Source organism: Bacillus sp. YC2 (genome assembly GCF_019891195.1).
Lineage (GTDB): Bacteria > Bacillota > Bacilli > Bacillales > Bacillaceae > Bacillus.
On record NZ_JAHXDO010000003.1, the window covers coordinates 137202 to 160045 of the forward strand.

Annotated in this window: 21 protein-coding genes; 9 read left to right on the forward strand and 12 right to left on the reverse strand. The window is 47.0% G+C overall.

The features are described 5' to 3' along the window. Position 1: 1 nt before the first annotated feature. The 3 genes from KY305_RS07400 to KY305_RS07410 are packed head-to-tail and all read left to right on the forward strand — an operon-like array spanning position 2 to position 3152. The gene (locus KY305_RS07400; protein WP_223061990.1) at positions 2-1444 is read left to right on the forward strand and encodes an acyl-CoA synthetase; all 1443 of its coding nucleotides are present in this window, start codon (positions 2-4) and stop codon (positions 1442-1444) included. Further along, a complete protein-coding gene (locus KY305_RS07405) occupies positions 1432-2523 on the forward strand; it encodes an acetyl-CoA C-acyltransferase (protein WP_223061991.1) in 1092 nt (363 codons plus the stop codon). The genes KY305_RS07400 and KY305_RS07405 overlap by 13 nt, the downstream gene beginning before the upstream one ends. A gap of 53 nt (positions 2524-2576) precedes the next feature. Next, positions 2577-3152 (forward strand): histidine phosphatase family protein, encoded by a 576-nt coding sequence (locus KY305_RS07410; RefSeq protein WP_223062132.1) that lies wholly within the window; start codon positions 2577-2579, stop codon positions 3150-3152. A 34-nt stretch (positions 3153-3186) separates the two neighbouring features. Here the strand turns inward: KY305_RS07410 and KY305_RS07415 are convergent, their stop codons facing one another. Beyond that, positions 3187-4110, reverse strand: a complete 924-nt coding sequence (locus tag KY305_RS07415; protein ID WP_223061992.1) for an ABC transporter substrate-binding protein — start codon at positions 4108-4110, stop codon at positions 3187-3189. A gap of 495 nt (positions 4111-4605) precedes the next feature. Here KY305_RS07415 and KY305_RS07420 point away from each other — a divergent pair, with 495 nt between their 5' ends. Beyond that, positions 4606-5754, forward strand: coding sequence for a S8 family peptidase (locus KY305_RS07420; RefSeq protein ID WP_223061993.1), 1149 nt, complete (start codon positions 4606-4608; stop codon positions 5752-5754). 43 nt (positions 5755-5797) lie between these two features. On the opposite strand, the gene KY305_RS07425 is transcribed toward KY305_RS07420, so the two are convergent. Then, entirely contained in the window at positions 5798-7048 is a 1251-nt protein-coding gene (locus tag KY305_RS07425) for a M48 family metallopeptidase (protein WP_223061994.1), read from the reverse strand. 152 nt (positions 7049-7200) lie between these two features. Between KY305_RS07425 and KY305_RS07430 the strand changes: the two genes are divergently transcribed. Beyond that, on the forward strand, positions 7201-7596 hold the full coding sequence (locus KY305_RS07430) for a YhfM domain-containing protein (protein ID WP_223061995.1): 396 nt from the start codon (positions 7201-7203) through the stop codon (positions 7594-7596). Positions 7597-7643: 47 nt separating this feature from the next. On the opposite strand, the gene KY305_RS07435 is transcribed toward KY305_RS07430, so the two are convergent. The 4 genes from KY305_RS07435 to KY305_RS07450 form a co-directional block, all read right to left on the reverse strand. Next, entirely contained in the window at positions 7644-9185 is a 1542-nt protein-coding gene (locus KY305_RS07435) for a fatty acid--CoA ligase family protein (RefSeq protein WP_223061996.1), read from the reverse strand. A gap of 131 nt (positions 9186-9316) precedes the next feature. Next, positions 9317-9961 carry an SDR family oxidoreductase gene (locus KY305_RS07440; protein ID WP_223062133.1) on the reverse strand — a complete coding sequence of 215 codons (645 nt, stop codon included), beginning with the start codon at positions 9959-9961 and terminating at the stop codon, positions 9317-9319. 82 nt (positions 9962-10043) lie between these two features. Further along, positions 10044-11039, reverse strand: coding sequence for a lipoate--protein ligase (lplA, locus tag KY305_RS07445; RefSeq protein WP_223061997.1), 996 nt, complete (start codon positions 11037-11039; stop codon positions 10044-10046). Positions 11040-11051: 12 nt separating this feature from the next. Next, positions 11052-11786 carry an MBL fold metallo-hydrolase gene (locus KY305_RS07450; RefSeq protein ID WP_223061998.1) on the reverse strand — a complete coding sequence of 245 codons (735 nt, stop codon included), beginning with the start codon at positions 11784-11786 and terminating at the stop codon, positions 11052-11054. Between the two features lie 157 nt (positions 11787-11943). On the opposite strand from KY305_RS07450, the gene yhfH reads away from it, so the two are divergent. Together yhfH and KY305_RS07460 are read left to right on the forward strand one after the other, a co-directional pair. Next, complete coding sequence (gene yhfH, locus KY305_RS07455) at positions 11944-12078, forward strand: protein YhfH (RefSeq protein WP_016938325.1); 135 nt, start codon at positions 11944-11946, stop codon at positions 12076-12078. A 233-nt stretch (positions 12079-12311) separates the two neighbouring features. Further along, the gene (locus tag KY305_RS07460) at positions 12312-13601 is read left to right on the forward strand and encodes a glutamate/proton symporter GltT (RefSeq protein ID WP_223061999.1); all 1290 of its coding nucleotides are present in this window, start codon (positions 12312-12314) and stop codon (positions 13599-13601) included. A 39-nt stretch (positions 13602-13640) separates the two neighbouring features. On the opposite strand, the gene KY305_RS07465 is transcribed toward KY305_RS07460, so the two are convergent. Beyond that, entirely contained in the window at positions 13641-14681 is a 1041-nt protein-coding gene (locus tag KY305_RS07465) for a M42 family metallopeptidase (protein WP_223062000.1), read from the reverse strand. 160 nt (positions 14682-14841) lie between these two features. Here KY305_RS07465 and KY305_RS07470 point away from each other — a divergent pair, with 160 nt between their 5' ends. Together KY305_RS07470 and KY305_RS07475 are read left to right on the forward strand one after the other, a co-directional pair. Then, complete coding sequence (locus tag KY305_RS07470) at positions 14842-15021, forward strand: hypothetical protein (RefSeq protein WP_223062001.1); 180 nt, start codon at positions 14842-14844, stop codon at positions 15019-15021. A gap of 112 nt (positions 15022-15133) precedes the next feature. After that, on the forward strand, positions 15134-16111 hold the full coding sequence (locus tag KY305_RS07475) for a ketoacyl-ACP synthase III (protein WP_223062002.1): 978 nt from the start codon (positions 15134-15136) through the stop codon (positions 16109-16111). 70 nt (positions 16112-16181) lie between these two features. On the opposite strand, the gene KY305_RS07480 is transcribed toward KY305_RS07475, so the two are convergent. The 5 genes from KY305_RS07480 to hemE form a co-directional block, all read right to left on the reverse strand. Next, entirely contained in the window at positions 16182-18512 is a 2331-nt protein-coding gene (locus KY305_RS07480; RefSeq protein ID WP_223062003.1) for a YhgE/Pip domain-containing protein, read from the reverse strand. A gap of 71 nt (positions 18513-18583) precedes the next feature. Further along, positions 18584-19156 (reverse strand): TetR/AcrR family transcriptional regulator, encoded by a 573-nt coding sequence (locus KY305_RS07485; protein ID WP_214800756.1) that lies wholly within the window; start codon positions 19154-19156, stop codon positions 18584-18586. A gap of 147 nt (positions 19157-19303) precedes the next feature. Next, positions 19304-20737, reverse strand: coding sequence for a protoporphyrinogen oxidase (gene hemY / locus KY305_RS07490; protein WP_223062004.1), 1434 nt, complete (start codon positions 20735-20737; stop codon positions 19304-19306). A 27-nt stretch (positions 20738-20764) separates the two neighbouring features. Beyond that, positions 20765-21700 carry a ferrochelatase gene (hemH, locus tag KY305_RS07495; RefSeq protein ID WP_223062005.1) on the reverse strand — a complete coding sequence of 312 codons (936 nt, stop codon included), beginning with the start codon at positions 21698-21700 and terminating at the stop codon, positions 20765-20767. 71 nt (positions 21701-21771) lie between these two features. Then, on the reverse strand, positions 21772-22833 hold the full coding sequence (gene hemE, locus KY305_RS07500) for a uroporphyrinogen decarboxylase (RefSeq protein WP_223062006.1): 1062 nt from the start codon (positions 22831-22833) through the stop codon (positions 21772-21774). Positions 22834-22844: the final 11 nt, after the last annotated feature.

The following is a 22844-nucleotide window of genomic DNA, read 5'->3' on the forward strand; positions in this document are numbered from 1 at the left end:
TATGCTTATTACATCCGCCTATTCAGCAATTGCCGGGTGCGCGCCGGAACACATCGCGATTCAGACAGAAACAGAAGAGCTCACATATCAAAAGTGGAACAGACTTGTGAATCAGACGGCGAACTGGCTCCGCAGCCTGGAATATAAACCGGAAAAAATAGCGATTTTATTACCGAACGGGATTCCGTTTTTACAACTGTTTGCCGGAGCTGCGCATGCCGGCTGCACGGCGATTCCGTTTGACCCGCGCTGGACAGCCGCTGAGTGCGAGGATCATCTGTACATAAGCAGTCCGGATTTGGTCATTACATCCTCATCGTTATACGGCAGGCTGGCCGGCATCATGACACCTGTTATGCTGTGGGAAGAGTGTAAGTCTTTGATTGATGACGGACCCGCTTCCTATGTGCCTCCCGTCAGCGGAGAACAGGTCTTTTATATGGGCTTTACTTCCGGGTCTGCAGGAAAACCGAAGGCCTTCACCCGCTCTCACCGTTCATGGCTGGAGAGCTTTTCTTGCACGAAACGTGATTTTCACATTTCCCCGCATGATCAAGTGCTGATACCGGGTACCCTTCGTTCGTCACACTTTTTGTACGGCGCAGTCAGTACGTTGTTTCTCGGCGGAACCGTCATGCTTCAAAAAAAATTCAATCCGGCCGAGATAAAAGACAGGCTGGCACAAGCTGACGTTCTTTATACCGTGCCGACGATGACAGACGCCTTGCTGTTGATAGAGGCGTTTCCCGACAAAACGCTCAAACTGATTTCTTCGGGCGCAGACTGGCCGGCTTCGGCTAAACAAGCCCTGACAGCCCGCTATCCGCGCCTTTTGTTATATGATTTTTACGGAACGTCAGAGCTGAGTTTTGTGGCGCTGCTTTCACCTGAAGACAGCGTCCGAAAGCCTGAGGCCGCGGGCCGTCCGTTTCAAAATGTCCGGATCGAAATCCGCCGGCCGGACGGAGAGTGCTGCCGGCCGGGTGAAACCGGTAAGATTTTTGTGAACAGCCCCATGCAATTTTCAGGATACATAAACGGCCGCAAGCCTGATGATTCAGGATGGATGACGGTTGATGACATGGGGTATGTCGACGAGGAAGGGTTTCTTTATGTGGCAGGAAGAGAAAACGGCATGATCGTATACGGCGGACTGAATGTATTTCCGGAAGAAATTGAACGGGTGCTGAATACCTGCCCCGGAGTGCGGAAGGCAGCTGTCGCGGGCGTGCCTGATGATTATTGGGGCGAAATCGCCGTGGCGGTGATTGACGGAAACGCCGGTATAAAGGAACTGAAAAAGCAATGCAGAGAAAAGCTGGCCGCATATAAAGTTCCTAAAAGATGGCTGTTTACAGAAGACATACCGGAAACGGCGGGCGGTAAAATCGCCCGTGCCGCCGTTACACAATGGGCAAAGGATATGATGGAATGGAAGCTGTAATCACAGATGCAAAACGAACGATTTTCGCACAGGAAAACGGTCTGCTGAAAGACAGTCTTCCTGAAGATTTAGCGGCGCCGCTGATCCGGCATCTCAGCCAAGCAGCACCCGCTCACATTGATGAAGTCCTTTTCGGAAACGCGACGGGGCGCGGAGGGAATCTTGCCCGCCTGTCAGCATTAAAAGCCGGGCTCCCTTTAAGCGTTTCCGGGACGACCGTTGACAGACAATGCGGTTCAGGGCTCGAAGCGGTGAGAATCGCCTGCAATTTTGTGAAAGCTGGCGCGGGAAGCATGTATATCGCGGGAGGAGCGGAAAGCAGCAGCCGCTCCCCTTTTTCTTCACGTGCGCGTTTTTCTCCTGAGCATATCGGCGACCCCGATATGGGGATAGCCGCCGAATACACGGCAGAAGCCTATTCGGTGACAAGAGAGATGCAGGATGCGTATGCCCTCCTCAGCTATAAACGAAGTTTGAAAGCGCAGGAAGACGGCTTGTACCATCAGGAGATCCTGCCCTATAACGGATTCACCGTCGACGAAAACATGATAAAAAAACGGAACATGGAGACTCTTATTTCCCGCGCCAAACCCGTGTTTCAGCCCGGCGGCACCGTAACCGCCGCCAACAGCTGCGGGATTTCTGACGGCGCCGCGGCACTTTGCATTATGGAAGAACAAAAGGCGCGGGCACTCGGCTTAAAGCCGAGATTGCGCTTTGCCGGGAGCGCTGTAAGCGGCGTACATCCGAACTTCCCTTCAGCGGCACCAGTTTACGCGATAAAAAAGCTGCTGAACGAGCACTGCCTGTCACCGGATGATATTGATATGTATGAAATAAACGAGGCGTTTGCCGTGAAAATATGCGTTTCATCACAGGAGCTCAAGGTGCCTTATTCCAAAATAAACGTCCGGGGCGGCGCTCTGTCAATCGGACATCCGTACGGAGCTTCGGGAGCAGCGCTTGTCACCAGGCTTTTTTATGAAGCCGGGAGAAGGCCGGACGCCCGCTATGCCGCAGCAGCGATCGGCAGCGGAGGCGGCATCGGTCTGGCGATTCTCTTTGAAGTGCTGACATAACGGCAGTATAATAGATGATATCTATTAAAAACAAAGATCGGAAGGGAGACATTATGACAGCCGTTTGTTTAGTTAGACATGGAGAGACCGATTGGAACGCCCAGAAAAAGCTGCAAGGCAAAACGGATATTCCGTTGAATGCGACGGGAGAGCGCCAAGCAAAAGAAACCGGAGAGTACTTGAAAGATTTTTCATGGGATGTCATTGTATCGAGCCCGATGAAAAGAGCCAGAAAAACAGCCGACATCATTAACAGCTTTTTGAACCTCCCGATTGTCGAAATGGAAGACTTCAAAGAACGAAGCTATGGTGATGCGGAGGGAATGTCTTTACCGGAACGGTCAAAACGCTATCCCGATAAAAATTACCCGAACATGGAAACCGACGAGGAACTGACAGACAGGATGATGGCCGGTTTAGTGAAGGTGCAGCGGCAATTCCCCGACAAAAAAGTGTTGATTGTCGCCCACGGCGCAGCCATCCACGCCCTTTTGTCAGCCATTTCAGGCGGAGACATCGACATACAGAACGCAAAGCTTGTCAATGCGTGCCTGAGCAATATCCAGTGGATCGAAAATAAGTGGCACGTCAAAGATTACAATGTAAGCAGCCATTTGTCGGCGCAATAACGAAAAGCCCAAAACTTCCCGTTTTGGGCTTTGTTCATTTGGACGGAACCATATTTTTTTCGAGATCGTCTAAAATGGCGTCCGCTCCGTCAACACTTCGGCGAAGCGACCAATCCTTTCTGCCGGCGTTAAAAACGTGCCCGTTTTTAACGGCGGACAGCTGCTTCCACAACGATTTTTTTTCAAACGCTTTATTTGGCTTTCCGCCAATAAGCACGATGTAATCGGGGTTGATTTGTAAAAGCTTCTCCGGCGTCAGCTTTATATTGGCAGATGCTCCGCCGCTTGATTTGCTGCTTGTGCCGATCGCATACGTATAACCGGCGAGCGTCATCAGCCGGGACGTGAAGAATTGGTCCTCCTTCGCCGTCATGCTGTCATTTGTGTTTTCGATTAATAAAATGGATTGGCCTTCAGCGTCCAGTTTTCTTTTCACTTCGCTCAGCTTTTCCTCTTGGACCGACAATTTTTTCTCCATGATGCCCTCTTTTCCGACCGCTTTTGCAATCGTAAGCGAGGCATCGACCGTATCCTGATAATCCGCATCGGCGTTTTTCAAAGCAATTGTCGGGGCAATTTGCTTCAGCTGATCGTACATTCCCTTGTGCCGGTTCATATCGGCAATGATTAAGTCAGGTTTTAAGGCGGCGATTTTTTCCAGACTCGGCTGTGACCGGGTGCCGACGGACGTATAACCGTCCATTCTTTTCAGCACGTTTTGATTGATCAGCTGCTTCGGTTTATTGTCATCTGCCGCTCCGACCGGTTTTATGCCGAGGTCAAGCAGCGCGTCAATAAAGCCGATCTCCAGTACAACTGCCCGTTTTGGATGTGCGGCCATATGTGCGGTCCCCAAATCATGCTTGACCGTGACTTGATGATCTTGTTCGTCAAGCGAGCATGCAGACAGCAGCAAGATGAACATAGAAATCATTAGAACACTGACTGTTGTTTTCATACGCAGCCTCTCCCGCTTCATTCTTTTTTCCGCATATTATACCATTCTCTCTATAAAAATAATGATAATCATTATCATTATTTTTATAAAATGGTTTCACATTTTCTCTTCGCAAACCTTTTACAGCCTTTTCCATTATGATTATTGCCGAGCCTCGCCTTCCTCTCTATCTGCTAGGCTTATTCAACAAAAGATGACATTTCTCCCGTTTTAGAAATCGCCCCCCAAAAAGGAAGCGAATCATTTTTCCTAGCAAACAGCATGACGAATGTGCCTATGCATATTTACACATGTCCATCTCTCGGTTTTTTCCATTAAAATTTAAATATTTCGTGTTCCTATTGAAATAAAGAGAGATGATATACCCAAATAGGAAAAAATGTTCCTCAAAAAAATTGGGTCTACTAAAATATTATTCCATAATATACAATTAATCCACAGAATAGTCTGCGTCTATTGATTATTCTGTAAATTATAAAAGGGAGAGGATAAAGAGTGAGAGGGAAAAAATTGTGGATCAGTTTGTTGTTTGCTTTAACGTTAATCTTTACGATGGCGTTTGGCAGCGTATCTTCTGTTCAGGCAGCAGGAAAAACAGGAGGAGAAAAGAAATATATTGTCGGATTTAAGCAGACAATGAGCACGATGAGCGCCGCAAAGAAAAAAGATGTCATTTCTGAAAAAGGCGGCAAAGTGCAAAAGCAATTCAAGTATGTAGACGCAGCTTCAGCTACATTAGATGAAAAAGCGGTAAAAGAACTGAAAAAAGACCCGAGCGTAGCTTACGTTGAAGAAGATCACGTAGCAAAAGCCTACGCGCAGTCCGTTCCTTACGGCGTATCTCAAATTAAAGCCCCTGCTCTTCACTCTCAAGGCTACACTGGTTCAAATGTAAAAGTAGCGGTTATCGACAGCGGTATCGATTCTTCTCATCCTGACTTAAAGGTTGCAGGCGGAGCGAGCATGGTTCCTTCTGAAACAAATCCTTTCCAAGACAACAACTCTCACGGAACTCACGTTGCCGGTACGGTGGCGGCTCTTAATAACTCAATCGGTGTATTAGGCGTTGCGCCAAGCGCATCTCTCTACGCCGTAAAAGTTCTCGGCGCCGACGGATCCGGACAGTACAGCTGGATCATTAACGGAATTGAGTGGGCAATCGCAAACAAAATGAACGTCATTAACATGAGCCTCGGCGGACCTTCTGGTTCTGCAGCTTTAAAAGCGGCAGTTGATAAAGCCGTTGCTTCCGGCGTTGTTGTCGTTGCGGCAGCCGGAAACTCAGGCACTTCAGGCAGCTCAAGCACTGTGGGCTACCCTGGTAAATATCCTTCTGTTATTGCAGTAGGCGCTGTTAACAGCAGCAATCAAAGAGCATCTTTCTCAAGCGTAGGACCTGAGCTTGATGTTATGGCACCGGGCGTAAATATCCAAAGCACGCTTCCTGGCAACAGCTACGGCGAGTACAACGGTACGTCAATGGCATCTCCGCACGTTGCCGGAGCGGCCGCTTTGATTCTTTCTAAACATCCGAACTGGACAAACACTCAAGTCCGCAACAGTTTAGAAAGCACAACAACAAACCTTGGCGACTCTTTCTACTACGGAAAAGGGCTGATCAACGTACAAGCTGCTGCGCAATAAAACACAAAAAACCGGCGGGGAAAGACTCCCGCCGGTTTTTTTATTACTTTTCTTCCTCCGCATGTTCAATCCGTTCCATAATAGACGGATGACTGCCTTTGAATACTTTAACAAGAAGCGGCGGATTGACGCGGCTCAGTCCGTTAACGGCCAAATCCTGAAACGTCTGCACGGCGGCTTCCCTGTCACCGGTCAGCTCAATCCCGTAACGATCAGCGGCGTTTTCCTGATAACGGGAAACGGCATTTGTCAAAGGATCGGATGCAAAGCTGAGAACTGAAATAATCAGCAGTAAAAGCGGAAGAGCGGCCAAATCCCCCGTACCTTTGATGTGAAACATTCGGCCGAAGGACAAAGACAGCCATTTAAAAAGCTTGTCAATGATATATAAACCAGCCAATGACAGCAGCAAGTAACCGGCAAGCCCGATGTATACATGCTTCATGACATAGTGCCCCATCTCATGCCCCATGATAAACAGAATCTCCTGATCCTTCAATTTATGAAGGGTCGTATCCCACAGAACAATCCGCTTATTAGTGCCAATACCCGTCACATACGCGTTAAGCGCGTTTGTTTTCTCCGACATATTCACCTCGTAAACGTGATTTGCCGGAATATCCGCCTTATCGGCAAGCGATAAAATTTTGCTTTCCAGCTCCTTGTCCTTAAGCGGGTAAAAGTCATTATACAAAGGATCAATGACAACCGGCTGCAAGAAAAACAAAAACAGGGTAAACGGCACGGTCAGACACCATGCGTAAAACCACCATCTTTTTGTATGCTTCGTGATCAGCCAGTAAAACACAAGCACACACAGCGCAACCAGCGGAAAATTGATCCAAAAATCAATGACGTGATCCCTCACCCAGCTTGCGGTTGTTTGCGTGGAAATATGGTAAGCAAGCGAAACACGGTAACCGATCCACTCTAACGGAAGCGAAGCCGCCGTGATAATAAGAGAAAGCACAAACACAAAGCTTACGATTTGCAGCACCCGAAAACGCACGGCTTTTTCCAGCCATTGCTTTATTTTTTTTGCAAGTCCTGTAATAAGAAGCAGAAAAAATAAAAACCAATCAAAAGGAACTCCGATAAAAAATAAAAAATCCTTCACGTTTGAAAAGTTCTCAGCGGCTGCCAATTTGCCCGGGCTCATAAACGACGCCGGATCCGCTTCCGTTCCCTTTACAGCCTCCGGAACAGCAGAGTCCCCTGTCATAAAGAAATACCAATAGAAAAAAAGACCGTACAGCACATAGGCAAGACCCGCTGCCGCTATCCATTTGCGCATGGAAGTCTCCCTCCTTACCCTCAATACTTACTTCTATTGTAAGCATAAATGCAAATAATTAGAACCAAGCCCTCTGGCGATGTTAATCTTTTCATAACAGAGAAGAATGGAACATCAGGAAGCGGGAAAGACTAATGGCTGGAGTGATGAATATGAAAAAAATAATCGCATCTATCGCAGTGATCGCCCTATTGGTCATTACTTTTTTCTATGTATACAGCCGTACCGGCGATGTGTTCCCTTCAAGCAACGCAGATCTTATTATTTTGTCTGCGCACGGAAAAGAAAAAACGAACATTAAAAACAGACAGAATGTAAAGGATATGCTCGACATCTTGAATCAAGGAAAACAAGTAAAACAAGCCAAAAGTGTATCGCCTGATTACGATGCAACCATTAAATACCATGAAGATCGTTTTGATTCATTCAGCATGTGGCTCGACGGCGAACAGCATATGATGTACAAGCATAAAGATACGTATTACAGGCTGAACCGCCATGATACGAAGCTGTTGCAAAGCATCATAAAAGAAGAATCGAAGAGCTGACGGCATACACCTGAAAAGCGAAGCCTCTGGCTTCGCTTTTTCGTGGTTCATTTCGGAAGCATGTCCCGAACAGCACGCCTCAGCAGCTTTCCGGTCGCATTTTTAGGAATCTCTTCAAGAAAAACAACTGCCGCAGGGCGTTTATATTTCGCGAGATGCTTTTCACAGTAATCAAAAATGTCCTGCTCTGTCAGCGAACTGTGCGCCGGCACGATATAGGCATGCACCGCCTCCCCCGTTTTGGCGTCCGGAGCGCCGATCACAACGGCTTCCTTCACCTCTTCATGGCTGTAAAGCACTTCCTCCACTTCACGGGGATAAACATTGTACCCGCCGACAATGATCATATCTTTTTTTCGGTCGACAATATAAAAATAACCATCCTCGTCGCGTTTCGCCAAATCACCTGTGTAAAGCCATCCGTCCTTTAACGCATGCTTCGTTTCCTCGGGCATTTTGTAGTAGCCCTTCATCACATTAGGCCCCTTTACGATCAATTCACCCACTTGGTGATCCGGCAGTTCGCGGCCGAGCGGATCGACGACTTTATTTTCCACATGTAAAATATTCGTCCCGATCGAGCCTGGTTTTCTGCCCCTGTCGAACGGATTAAAACAAGTGACGGGAGAGGCTTCTGAAAGCCCGTATCCCTCTAAAATGCTCACTTTAAAGGTTTGTTCAAAAGCTTGCAAAAGAGCGACCGGCATAGACGCACCGCCTGAAATGCACAGTCTCACAGAAGCAAAATCCTCTGCCGTGCCGTGCTCGTACTGATATAAGTAGTTATACATCGTCGGAACGCCCGCAAAAATCGTTGCCTGCCGGCGCTTGATGAGTTTAAAAACAGACGCCGGGCTGAATTGCGGCTCAATTAACACGCACGCCCCGCTCATCAGGGGTGCATTCATACAAACGGTTAAACAAAATACGTGAAACATCGGCAATGTCGCGACGATTTTATCTTTCTCATTCATTCCTAAATAGCCGGCGACATCATTTGCATTGGAAAAAAGATTTTGATGGGTAAGCATAGCGCCTTTCGGTTTACCTGTCGTCCCCGAGGTGTATAAGATCACGGCAGTATCATCTTGGGACAATGTCGGATAGCTTCTTTCTCGTTCCATAGGATGGAGCATTTGTGTAAACGTTATCATTTTTGTGCGCAATTGAGGGTCTTCTGTCACCGGAGCGTTCTCTGTCGTTTGACTTATGATCATATGCTCCAAAAGCGGTAACGAGCCGTGCAGGCGTTCAAATACAGGAATCAATTGATCCACAGCGGCTATCGCTTTGACATCGCCGTTGTTCAGCATATAGCCGATTTCTGTCGGTGTATACGTTGGGTTGATCGGGACAACTACAACTCCCGCTTTTAAAGCGCCGAAAAACGCAATGACAAAATCAGGCGTGTTTCCGAGCAGCAGCGCAAGATGATCCCCTTTTTTCAGTCCTCTGTCCTCCAATCCGTTTGCGAATTTTTCAATCTTACCTGCCAGCTCCTCGTACGTCATGTACTCATCTTGAAACAGACAAGCTGGTTTTTCCGGTTTCTGTGCTGCCGTTTCTTCCAATTTGGAAACCAGATTCATTTTCCCACCCCTTTAAAAATGTAATGAATGAATAGTCATTCATTAATGCGGAATAAACGTTCACTTTCATTATAGAAAAATATAGAAAAACACTCAAGGGCAAAAAGCCCCGAGTGCCGGAAAACCGAAAACTACACTTGTTTCAGCGCTTCTCTTATCGGCGTGCCGCCTGCCGTCAGATCAAACGCTTTGCCATGTGTATTCGTTTCATCTAAAGAAGCAAGAACTGTTTGTGCGACATCTTCTCTTGAAATAGACCCTCTTTCTAAATCGGCAGCTGCTGCAACCATGCCCGTGCCCGGATCATTCAAAAGCCCGCCGGGACGGATAATCGTATACGTCAGGCCGCTTGCTTCAAGGATTTTGTCCGCATAATGCTTCGCAGCGTAATACGGCTTCAAAGATTCATTCCAATTCTCGCGGTTATGGGCCTGAAGAGCGCTGACCATTACGAACCGATCAATTCCGGCGGACTTTGCCGCTTCTATGGCTTTTGCCGCTCCGTCAAGATCAATTAAAAGTGTTTTATCATATCCCGTGCTGCCTCCTGATCCCGCGGCAAAAACAACGGCGTCACACCCCTGTGCGGCTTTTGCGATATCCTCCGTGCTTCCTTCTAAATTCGCAGTGACGGCCTCCGTTCCGGCAGCTTGAAGCGCTTCTTTCTGCTCTTGATTTCTGACCATTGCCCGGACGGTATGTCTGCCGTCTTTTTGAACCAGCCCGACCAGTCTTTGTCCGATCTGTCCGTTCGCACCGATGAGAAATACTTTCATCATAATCCCTCCCTATTTTCATTGTGTGCCTATCATTTCATACAAGCGAACGCCTTTTCAAATGAAGTGTTTGGCAAATGCTCTAATAAATCAGCTCAAGAAAATCTTCTTTATCAATATTGCCGAAATACTGTTTCAGATCGATCCCGGCTAACGCTTCCCGAATGGCGGTCCTGTCATATTGCTTTCCGGTCAAGGCTTGTTCGACCTCACTTACGTCTTTTGCGCCGAAGAAATCGCCGAAAATTTTGCAGTCCTGGATCATTCCTTTTTTCACTTCCAGACGGAGATCAATCGAACCGACCGGATAACGCTTGGAATGCTGGAGGTTAAAAGCGGGAGATCTGCCGAAGTTCCAGTCCCAGCTTTGATAGCGCTCCTCGGAAATCTTTCTGATGACCTTCCAGTCTTCCTCTGTCAATTTATATTCAGGCACCTCGTCAAGATCATTCGTGTTGAATATATGGCGAAGCAAATGGTTTTTGAATTCATTTGCGGTCATTTTGTCGTCAAGAAATTCACTGATATTGGCGACACGGCTTCTGATTGATTTGATGCCCTTTGATTCGATTTTGTCTTTTTTCACTTTCAGGGCTGACACAACATGATCAATTGAGGAATCCAGCATCAAAGTGCCATGGCTGAAAATCCGTCCTTTCGTCGAAAATTGGGCGTTTCCTGAAATTTTTCTGCCGTTTGCCATGATATCGTTTCTTCCGCTTAATTCCGCTTCCACCCCGAGCTGACGCAGTGCTTGAATAACAGGTTCGGTGAATTTTTTAAAATTATGGAAGCTGTCTCCGTCATCCTTTGTAATAAAGCTGAAATTGAGATTTCCGAGATCGTGGTAGACCGCACCGCCCCCGGACAGCCGGCGGACGACGACAATGCCGTTATCCTCAACGTATTTCGTATTAATTTCTTCTATCGTATTTTGGTTTTTTCCGATAATAATCGACGGCTGATTGACGTAAAACAGCAGGTACGTCTGTTCAGGGTCGAGATATTTCACGCAATATTCTTCTATCGCGAGGTTGATCCTCGGGTCATAATGGTTTTGATTATCAATAAATAACATGGTGCTCCTCCTTTATTTCTCCCACTTCAGCCCCGAAAAAGCGATTTTCACTTCGCCGCCGAACACGGTTTTTGCTTCTTCCCGCAGCTTGTGATGTTCGCCAAAGTGCGGCAAATGCGTGAGAATCAGCTCGCCAGCGCCGGCCTCTTCAGCGATGCGTCCGGCTTCAATGCTGTTCATATGACCCGCGCTTGTGCCGTCTTGATGGGCATAAAAATTGCACTCACAAATTAAAAGGTCAGCATTTTCAGCAAATGGGATGAAGGCGTCCTGATAGCTTGAATCAGCCGTGTACACAACGGTATGGGAGCCGTCAGTAATCCGCATGGCATAACAGGCGGCCGGGTGAACGGTCTTTAAAAATGTAATGGTGAACGGCCCGGCAGAAAGCGGCTGGTCAGGCTGATAGGCAATTCCTTTTGTATGTGTTTTATATGTAAGACGCTGAAACTGTTCTATATCAGCATCATGCCCGTAAATAGGAAGCGCCTGCGTTCCCTTTCCGAGAAAGGAGCCGACTTGCTTCGCGAACTGAAGCGGCCCGATATCAGCGATATGATCATGGTGATAATGTGACAAAATGACGGCGTCAAGCTCTTCTGCCGGAACATAGGCGAACAGCTTTGATAATACTGCGCTGCCGCAATCGACAAGCAGAGAATAACCGCCGGATTGAAACAGATAACCTGACGTTGCTTCATTTTCGGCCGGAAAGCCGCCGTAACAACCAATAACTGTAACTTTCATATTATCCTCCGAATGTTTATTGTGAATAGATCCTTTCCTCCAATATACCTATTTTTCGTTCAAATTGCATGTTTTAAACATTGTGTCAAAACAGCCGTTGATTTTCCAAAACTGTTATAATACAATATAGAGACAATAAAACGAAAGAGGGATGGGTATGTTGGATAAAATAACTGAATTTTTTAGAAATCTACCCGGTAAAAAGTGCGCGGAATGCGGAAAAGAAATAGCTGAACAGCATGAATGCTACGGCAATGTGTGTGACGACTGCTTGAAAATAAAGGATATGTGACAAAAAGGCACCGCACATTCCCAACATGTGCGGTGCCTTTTTTTGTCACAGCTATCATACTTTCTGAATAGGGCGTCATTCACCATTATTAGCAATCATCTGAATTATTTCCATTATTCATTATATTCAAACTATATTTAACTATAGACGAAATGTTTTCTTTTCTATTATAATTTGTTCTAATAGCTATCTTTTTAGATACTTATTGCACTTTTTTCTTCGGGAGGTAATCTATGAAAAAATTACGCTTTGGACTAGCGACGCAAATTTTCGTCGGACTCATACTAGGGGTTGTAGTCGGTGTCATCTGGTATGGCAATCCCGCTGTTCCAACTTATTTACAGCCTGTCGGCGATTTGTTTTTACGCTTAATCAAAATGATAGTGATTCCAATCGTCGTCTCCAGCTTAATCATCGGCGTTGCCGGCGCAGGAAGCGGAAAACAGGTCGGAAAATTAGGCTTCAAAACGATTTTGTATTTTGAGATCATTACCACTTTCGCCATCATTCTTGGACTGGCCCTGGCCAATCTCTTTCATCCGGGAACAGGCGTTAATATACATGAAGCTCAAAAAACAGATATCAGTCAATATGTTGAAACAGAAAAAGAACAAAATAGTAAATCCATCGCGGATACAATTCTGCATATTGTACCAACAAACTTCTTCCAATCATTGGCCGAAGGAGATCTGCTTGCCATCATCTGCTTTACCGTGCTGTTTGCACTCGGTATCTCGGCAATCGGAGAAAAAGGAAAGCCTGTATTAGCCTTCTTTGAAGGTGTTTCGCATGCCATGTTCCATGTTGTGAACCTGGTCATGAAAGTCGCGCCGTTTGGTGTTTTTGCATTGATTGGTGTTACCGTTTCCAAATTCGGCCTCGGTTCCCTGCTTTCACTCGGTAAACTGGTCGGCTTAGTGTATGTAGCCCTTGCTTTCTTTCTCATTGTTGTATTCGGAATCGTCGGAAAGCTTGCCGGTATAAACATTTTCAAATTCCTCGCCTATATGAAGGATGAAATTTTATTGGCGTTCACTACGTCAAGCTCCGAAACCGTACTTCCCCGTGTTATGGAGAAGATGGAGAAAATCGGATGTCCGAAAGGTATTGTTTCCTTTGTTGTGCCGATCGGATATACCTTTAACTTAGACGGATCTGTGCTGTACCAATCTATCGCCGCATTATTCCTCGCTCAGGTATACCACATTGACTTGTCCATTTGGCAGCAGATTACCCTTGTGCTTGTCTTGATGGTCACTTCCAAAGGAATGGCTGCCGTGCCAGGGACTTCTTTCGTCGTCCTGCTTGCGACACTAGGCGCATTCAACATTCCTGCAGAAGGCCTTGCATTCATCGCCGGTGTTGACCGGATTATGGATATGGCCCGTACGGTCGTCAATCTGACCGGAAACGCGCTTGCATCTGTTGTGATGTCAAAATGGGAAGGCCAATATGACGCCGCTAAAGGCGCCGAAATCATGAGCCTTGCCAAAACAGAACAAAATACGACCATTTCCAGTTAACGAAAAGCCTGCACGGAGTAAATCCGGGCAGGCTTTTTTTCATACCATCGGCGACCGAACGTAGCGGTACAACAGCTGCGCCGTATTGTGAAGCGATGATTCGTGCGTGCGTTCATAGGCGTGCGAAGCGTCGATTCCCGGGCCGATCAGACCGTGAACGATGTCATGCCCCGAACGGATGGCCGCTGACGCGTCAGAACCGTAATACGGATAAATATCAAGCTGATAGTCGATGCCGTGCCGTTCTGCCAGCTCAGTCAGATGTTTTCTGAGCTGATAATGGTACGGCCCGCTCGCATCCTTCACGCAGATCGAAACGGTATATTCATCCGTTGACTGCCCGTCTCCGATCGCCCCCATATCCACCGCCAAATATTCAACGGTTTCAGGCGGAATGTTGGAATTCCCTCCATATCCGATCTCTTCATTATTTGAAATCAGAAAATGCGTCGTATACGGAAGCTCGATTTTTTCTGCTGTGATACGGTGAATTAATTCAAGCAGCAGCGCCACACTGGCTTTATCATCAAGGTGGCGGGACTTGATAAAACCGCTTGGCGTAATCTGCACGCGCGGGTCAAACGAGATAAAGTCGCCGACTCTGATGCCGAGATCCGCTGTCTCTTGCTTCGTCTTTACAGGCTCATCAAGGCGGACTTCCATATTGGCCTGATTCCGTTCAGCCTTGCCCGCATCTTTATAGACATGCACGGATGTCTGGTGCATTAAAATGGTCCCCGTATATGTTTTGCCTGAAGCCGTTTCGATTTCACAATATTCTCCTTCAATGGAGTTGTAGCGGAATCCGCCGATCAAATCTATTGTCAGCCTGCCGTCTGCTTTTATTTCCTTTACCATTGCGCCGAGCGTGTCCACATGCGCCGTCAGCAATCTGTGCCGGCTGCTATCCCGGCCGGGAATTGTTACAAAGAGACCCCCTTTACGGTTTCTGTAAGACGGAACGCCCCATCCCTTTAAAAGGTTTTCTACATATGCTATGACCTCATATGTATTGCCCGTCGGACTCGGAATTGATACCAGCTCTTTAATCAGTTCCATCGTTTTTTGTACAGCTGCCACAGGTCATTCCTCCTATCTATTTTTATTCTTCTTAAAATATACTCTTTTCATCCATAACCCGTCCAATCTTTTCCTCCTCTTTTTTCATACGATGAAGAGAACATGAGAAAAGGAGGGATATGTATGTGCTGCCGCAAATCACATAAGCGGAAATGGTTTGATGATGACTGGTTTGACGATTGGTTCGATAATGACTGGTTTGATGACTTCTTCTGCTGCTGCAAAAAAAGAAAAGAAGATCATTGCAAAAAGAAAAAAAAGAAAAAAGAGAAAAAGCATCAACCATGCTGCTGTCACCACCGCCGAGATTGGTAGATTCACACATCAAAATATTCTATAAATAAATTTCTCATGTTCTCCAAGCAGGGATTTATGACTGCTTGGTTTTTTATTATTTATTAGTATCAAGTATTAATACCTGATGTTATAATCTGATGTAAAGGAGTGATGTAATGTCAAAATCAAGAATTACAGCTATCGGTACATATGTCCCGGAACGCCGGTTAACAAACGCAGATCTGGAACGTATCGTGGATACGTCTGATGAATGGATCATTCAGCGCACCGGTATGAAAGAAAGGCGCATTGCCGGCGAGCATGAATTCACCTCTGATTTATGTATTGAAGCGGTGAAAAACCTTGCCGGAAGGTACAGCGGAACTCTTGATGATGTCGATATGATCCTTGTCGCTACAACGACGGCAGACTACGCGTTTCCGAGCACCGCAGCCCGCGTACAGGCTTACTTCGGCTGGCCGCACACAGGGGCGCTCGATATTAACGCAACATGTGCGGGACTCACTTACGGGCTTCAGCTCGCTGACGGATTAATTACAGCCGGATCGCATCAAAAAATCATCGTCATTGCCGGTGAAACATTATCCAAAGTAGCGGATTATACCGACCGGACAACCTGTGTCCTTTTCGGAGATGGAGCCGGGGCCCTGCTTGTTGAACGGGACGAGTCCTCACCGGGATTTTTGGCGGCCGTACAAGGAACGGCAGGAAGCGGCGCGGATGTCCTGTATCGCGCGGGGCTGCGCAATGATTTGAACGGCGAGCCGCTCAAAGACGGCGGACATATGGTTCAAAACGGACGTGAAGTGTATAAATGGGCGGTGAGGACCGTGCCCGAAGAATTTCACGCCCTCTTAGAAAAAGCCGGTTTTTCAAAAGGAGATGTGGATTGGTTTGTTCCGCACAGCGCCAACATGCGGATGATCGAATCCATATGTGAAAAAATCCCCTTTCCGGCTGACCGAATGCTGACAAGCGTCGAATATTACGGAAACACTTCCTCTGTTTCTATTATTCTTGCACTGGATGAAGCCGTAAAAGCAGGAAAACTGTCTGAAGGTGAGACATTGGTATTATTCGGGTACGGCGGAGGCTTGACATATACCGGACTGTTGGTGAGATGGGGGTTTTAATGCCTTTTGGGCGGCACTGAGGGCCGGACATAAAAAAGAGGCTTGAGCGTTTTGCTCAAGCCTCTTTTTCTTATGCTGTCTGTTCTTCCGTCACGTCTTCTTTTCTGCTTTGCACGATAAAGTACACAATGGTGAGCAGAATCATCACAACAGCGATGCCAAGCAGAATAAATGCCTGCTGCCACATGTAGCTGTAATCGCCGTTTGAGATGACGGCCCGGAAGCCGTTGATGCTGTAAGTCATCGGCAATGCGCCGTGAATGACTTGATAGAATCCCGGCAGCAGCTCAAGCGGGAAGGTTCCGCCGCTTGCCCCAAGCTGGAGCACCAGGATAATGACAGCGATAAAGCGGCCCGGATTCCCCATCGTTGTCGCTAAAAGCTGAATCATGGACAAGAACGCAATGCTTGTAATCATCGTGAAGAGATAAAATCTCCAAGTGCTTTCCACATCAAGTCCGATTCCTTTTAAGAGAACCGTCGCCACGATAACGGATTGAATAAGCCCGACGAGCAGAATGACGCTGAATTTGCTGAGGAACCATTCAAACCCGTTTCTCGGACGGCCTGAGGCTTCTTTCAGCGGGAATACAACCGTCAGCATCAATCCGCCGACATACAAGCCCATAGACAAAATATAAGGCGTCAGCCCCGTTCCGTAGTTAGGCACAGAATGGATCGCATTGTCGTCCGTTTTCACCGGATCGGCGATCATGCTGTAGTTTTTGTCATTTGCCTTAACATCTCCGGTTTGATCCGCAGCGTCCTTAAGCTGGCTGGATAATTCACCGGTGCCGTCCAAAAGCTTGCCTAAGCCGGTGCCTAGAGACTCTTGGCCTTGTTCAATTTTGGATGATCCGTCATGAATTTTGTTTTGCGCGTCTAACAGCTTCGATAAGCCGCCGGATACTTGGCCGCTCCCTGACACTAACTCTCCTGAACCTGATTTGAGCTGGGCGAATTTGCTGTTATATTCGCCGATACCTGCCGTCAGTTTGTTTTGGCTTTCAAAAACGGTTTGAGCTCCGTTGTACAATTTATCTGTTCCTGCGGTAAGCTGGTCAATCGCGCTTTGTACCGCCGCTGCGCCGTTATACAGTTTGGACGTAGACTGCGGCAGCGCTTTTAGCTGTTCCGCCTTCGCTTTTACGTCATCCAAAGCACTCTTGATGGCTGACATATCCGGAAGCTGAATATCGTCAGCGGACGGAAGCTGATTGACGATCCGGTCTAAATCAGGAAGGTCAGCTTTAGGCAGCTTTTCATTCAGAAGCTGAACGAGTTTCGTTTTTTGTTCATCCGTTAAGAAATCGCTGTTCTGAATCACCTTTTTCACGGCCTCATCACGTGCGCCGAGGCTGTTTTTCAAATCAGAAAGCTGCTTTTTAAACTGCTGCATTTCTTTTTCTGTCTGCTCTAGATTCTGGACTGCTTTTTCCATTTCTGAAAGATTGACAGAATTGAGGGCATCTTCAAATGCCGCTGCTTTTTGAGACACCTCTTGCGCCTTGCTGTTTAACACGCTTAATCCGTTCGTTAAGTCAGGAAGCTTCTGCTGCAGCTGCTTGTGTCCATCAAGACTCGTTTTCAGCCCGCTGGCCACTTGGCCTCCGCCTGAAGCAATCTGCCCTGATTTATCTTGAATTTCGGCGCTTGCGCTTTGCAGTTTTGTGATAGAACTGTCAAGCGTTTGAATTCCGCTTGTCACTTTCGCCGCTCCGGCAGCCAGCTGTTCTGTTTTATCACTGATGGTTGCGGTGCTTTCAGTCAGCTTCGCTAAATTTTCCTTCAGCTTGGCGCTGCCGTTCTTCGCATTTTTCGTGCCGTCGTCAATTTTTTTGGCGCCGCTGCTGGCATCGCCGAGACCTTTGGCAATATCTTTAAAGTTATCAAAAATCACTTTGGCGTATTGCTCTGTCACCTCTTTTGAAACAGAGGCTTTCAGCTTGTCGATCGCCTTTTCGCCGATTGTTGCCCCGACATAGTTTGAACCGGCATTCGTATGATATTTCAAATCCAATTTCTTCGGATTTTTATCCATGACGGTGCTGGCGTTTTTTGAAAAATCTTCGGGAATCTCGACCAATAAATAATATTTAGCATTTAATAAGTCCTTTAACGATTGATCAAGATCGCTTGAAAAATGCCAATCAAAGTTTTTATTTTTCTTTAACTCTTTTATAAGGTCATCGCCGATTTGAAGATGTTTCCCTTCATAATTTGACCCTTTATCCTGGTTTACAACGACAACCGGCAGCTGATCCACCGTGCCGTACGGGTCCCAGTACGCCTTTAAAAACACTCCGCTATAAATCAGCGGAACAAATAAAATGGCAATAATGGGGATCAACAGTTTCTTGCTGGTTACAATTTCTTTCCACTGGTTTTTTATCGTATTCATCCCTGCTGCCTCCTTCCGCAAACTGACTCATTTAACAAAACGGTCACGGCACTTAAAAAGTGAAGGATCATCTATTGAGATAATCCTTGAACAACGTACATTTCCAGCAATTCGGCAATCGTCTCTTTTTCAAGGGGCGGATGGTTTTTTTCCCAATCAAAAATAAGCGCGATGTAGAGTTTGAGCATCACAAAGGCGGTCAGCTCGGGATCACACGGTTTAATGCTCCCGTTTTCGACGGCTCTTTCTATCTTATCTTTAATATATGCCAGGATGGCGCGCTCCATTTTCGCGATCACTTCCTGAACGGCTATTGTACCAATCTCAGCGTTTTCTTGAAAAATTTTAATGGTCAGCTGATGTGTTTTTCTGAATTCCAATATGGCCGTCAGCGCCCGGTGAACGTTTTCGTGAAATGAAAGATCCGGTTTCATCGCTTCGTCTGCGTGCTCCTTCATTTCTCTTAAAATAGTGGTAAAGATATCATCGAACAGTTCTTCTTTGTTTTTGAAAAACGTGTAGATGGTTCCCTTCCCCACATTTGCAAGCTTTGCCACCAAATCCATTGTCGTTGCCTTATATCCGAATTGTGTAAAAGACTTCGTTGCCGCTTCCAGAATGAGCTTTTTCCGATCGACGGACATGTTTCCCACCTCGTTAAATTGACCGTTTGAACGTTTTAGTCATTTTGTACATAAGCTAACTTATCACAGTCATGAAAAAGATTCAAATGTTTTTTCTCACTATTGGTGTTCCCTGCAAAAGATGGGAACATACAAAAAAACCTCCGTTTAAGATAACGGAGGCTGATAGGATTCAAATAAATATGCCAGTGAATCGTATACGGCCGCTTTTCCCTGGTCGATACAGTCGGGAATCCCTACGCCTTCAAAAGAAGCGCCGGTTGCGTATACGCCCGGATAGGAAGCTTTCAGCGCATCTCTGAACTCTTTAATGCGCTCTTTGTGGCCGACATGGTATTGCGGCATACTTTCGTTCCAGCGGGTCACACATGTCATTTCCGGCTCACCTGTGATGTTCATCACTTTTTTTAAATCTTCCATTACGATTTTAATGATCTCGTTATCTGAAAGATCAACGATTGATTCATCCCCGGCCTTACCGACGTACGCTCTGAGAAGGGTTTTGCCCTCAGGCGCTGCGTGCGGCCATTTTTTGTTCGTCCACGTGCAGGCCGTAATGGAGAAGTCGCTGTTTCTGGAGATGACGAAGCCCGTTCCTTCATGCTCCACCTTAACGGATTCTGCCGGAAAACCTAAGGCGACATTGGCCACTGACGTAGAATGCATGTCTTTGAGACATGAAACGGCGGGAAGATCGGAAAGCATTCCGGCTGCGGCTTTATGCGGAGCTGTTACAATGCATCCCTCTGCCTTTAGCACATCGCCGTTATCAAGCTTAACCGAATACCCTTTTTCCTCACGGCCGATATGAGTCACCTTTGTTCCTTTGATCATCTTTGTCAGCTTGAGCTGCTTCTCCAGCTCTTCAACAAGGGTCTGAAGCCCTGTCGTTAGCGTTAAAAACTGGCCTTGCTTTTTAGCTGTCAGCTGCTGGCCTGACGCTTGCGGCCTTGTTTTTTTCATGCCGAGAATCAGGCTCCGGTGCTTTTGCTCCGTTTGATAGAATTGCGGAAATGTTGACATGAGGCTCAGCTTGTCAATATCGCCGGCGTAAATTCCCGACAGAAGCGGCTCTATTAAATTCTCCACGACTTCGTCTCCGACGCGCCGGCGGAAGAATTCTCCTAAAGACTGATCTTCCTTCTGCTTGCTTGCAGGCAGGACAAAGTCCAGCGCCGCCCGGGCTTTTCCGGGAACAGAAAATAAACCTGTCGAGATGAACGGGGCAATTTTTGTCGGAATACCCATCACCGAGCCCTTGGGCATCGGGTGAAGCGTCTCATTGACAAGCACATAAGACTGGCCGGTCGCATTATTGACGAGCAGATGATCAATACCTAAGTCCTTTACGAGCTGCGGAGCGCTTTTTTTTCTTTCTAAAAAAGAATCCGGACCACGTTCAATAATGTAGCCTTCTTTATGAGCCGTCTGAATTTTGCCGCCGACTCTCGGGCTTGCTTCGATAAGTGTCACTTCAAGCGGCAGGTTTTTTTCCGTGATTTCTTTTTCCATGTAGAAGGCGGCGGCTAATCCCGTGATGCCGCCGCCGATGATGACCAGATGTTTTTTATCGCCACTCATTTTCATCGCCTTCTTTACCGTTTAATTCTAATTGTCCAGCTTCTTCAGAACGACCGTTGCAAGCGCGTCGATAAATTCAGGCTGTGCATTCGGCATGGCCGGACGGTAGTAGCTTGCGCCGACTTCATCCGTAACGGCTTTGCATTCATAATCATTATCGTAAAGCACTTCTAAATGATCGGCAACAAAACCTGCAGGCACATATACAAATGCTTTATAAGGATGCTCTTGATGCAATTCCCGCGTCAAATCCTGCACATCCGGCCCGAGCCACGGATCAGGGGTGTTTCCTTCACTTTGCCAGCCTACGGCGTACTTGGCAATTCCGGCGCCTTCTGCAATCAGCTTTGCTGACTCATGCAGCTGGTCTGGATACGGATCGCCGTATTCCTTAATTTTTTCAGGGAGACTGTGCGCAGAGACGATAAGCATAGCTTCATCGCGTTCTGCTTTCGGCATTGCTTCGTACGTTTTCTTTACCTGGCTGACCCAATAGTCCACGAATTTCGGCTCATCGTACCAGCTTTCAACGGACTTGATCGTCAAGCCGCCGAGCTTATCTGCTTCTTCTTTCGCGCGCTTGTTATACGACTGGACGCTGAATGTTGAAAAGTGAGGAGCAAGCACAAGGCTGACGGCTTCTGTAATGCCGTCCTTGTGCATGTCCGCCACCGCATCCTCGATAAACGGTTCAATATGCTTCAGGCCAATATAAGCTTTGAATGTCACGTCATCCTGAATTTCATTTAAACGCTGCTCGAGCTTTTCCGCCTGCTCTTGGGTAATTTTCGCAAGCGGAGAAATCCCTCCGATCGCTTCATATCTGTCCTTTAAATCTTGAAGCATGTGCGGTTCCGGCTTTCTGCCGCGTCTGATATGTGTATAATAGCGTTCTATGTCTTCTTCTTTATAAGGCGTTCCGTAAGCCATGATAAGAAGCCCCATTTTCTTTTTGCTGCTCATATTGTTAACACCTCTTTTGATGGTCTATCATTGATTTTGACAGTAAAGCCTTCTTATAACCAACGATTTGCTCAGGAAGATTGTTCCGTTTTTTTGGCTGAGGAGTATTCATGTACAAACGCCGTCAGCTTTTGCAGCGTTTCCGGTTTTACATCAGGGAATACGCCGTGCCCTAAATTAAAAATAAAGCGGTCCGTTTTCATGCCTTGATCAAGAATCGCTTTCGCTTTTTCTTCGATGACTTCCCACGGCGCAAGAAGGAGCGACGGATCAAGATTGCCCTGAACCGTTTTTGTAATGCCTTGTTTTCTGGCTTCTTCTATGCTGAGTCTCCAATCTAGACCGACGACGTCAAGAGGAAGATCATGCCAATCCTGCGCGAGATGGCTGGCGCCTACGCCGAACATGATCAGCGGCACATTTTCTCCGGCAAGCTCCCGGAAAATTCTGTCCATCACCGGCTTGATATACAAACGATAATCCTCGCGGTTCAGCGCGCCGACCCATGAATCGAAAATTTGAATGGCTTTGGCGCCCGCTTTGATTTGCGCTTTGGCGTACACGATGATCATGTCCGCGAGCTTATCCATCAGCATCTGCCACGCTTGGGGCATACTGTGCATAAACGCTTTCGTTTTATTGTAATTTTTTGAAGGGCCGCCTTCAATCATATAACTGGCCAGCGTAAAAGGCGCTCCCGAAAATCCGATGAGCGGAACGTTCAGCTGTTCGTTTACGAGTAGTCGAATCGTTTCAAGCACGTAAGGAACATCCTGCTCAGGATTCAGTTCGCCGAGCTTTTCAATATCCGCCATGGAACGCACCGGTTGATCGATCACCGGGCCGATTCCGTTTTTAATTTCAACGTCCACTCCGATATATGGGAGCGGCGTCATAATGTCTTTATATAAAATGGCAGCGTCCACTCCGTACTGCTCGACCGGCAGCCTTGTCACATAAGCGCACAGCTCAGGCTGATGCGTGATTTCGACTAAGCCGTATTTTTCCTTCAGCTTGCGGTATTCCGGCTGCGAGCGCCCCGCCTGCCTCATATACCAAACCGGGACGTGACCCGCTTTTTCTCCCCGTGCCGCTTTTAAAAACGTATCATTAAACGCTTCTCGTTTACTCATCTGAATTTCCA